Origin of the sequence: Citrobacter sp. Igbk 16 (assembly GCF_028069755.1) — a bacterium.
In the GTDB taxonomy this organism is placed as follows: domain Bacteria; phylum Pseudomonadota; class Gammaproteobacteria; order Enterobacterales; family Enterobacteriaceae; genus Citrobacter.
Map to the genome: position 1 here is coordinate 1 of NZ_JANEWJ010000101.1, position 289 is coordinate 289.

The window sequence follows — 289 nt, forward strand, 5'->3', positions numbered from 1 at the left end:
TTACCACTTTGTGATTCATGACTGGGGTGAAGTCGTAACAAGGTAACCGTAGGGGAACCTGCGGTTGGATCACCTCCTTACCTTAAAGAAACGTTCTTTGTAGTGCTCACACAGATTGTCTGATGAATGATGAACTTCTGAATGTACTTTCGAGTGCATTAAGAAGTTTTGCTCTTTAAAAATCTGGATCAAGCTGAAAATTGAAACGACACACTGTTTCATTTCTCCGTAATAAGAAATGAAAAGCGGTGTGTTCGAGTCTCTCAAATTTTCGCAACACGGTGGTGTT

At 40.5% G+C, this 289-nt stretch carries 1 rRNA gene; it reads left to right on the plus strand.

Annotation, left to right across the window (positions count from 1 at the left end):
- A 16S ribosomal RNA gene (locus tag NNO03_RS22530) occupies window positions 1–80 on the plus strand; the annotation flags it as partial.
- Window positions 81–289: the final 209 nt, after the last annotated feature.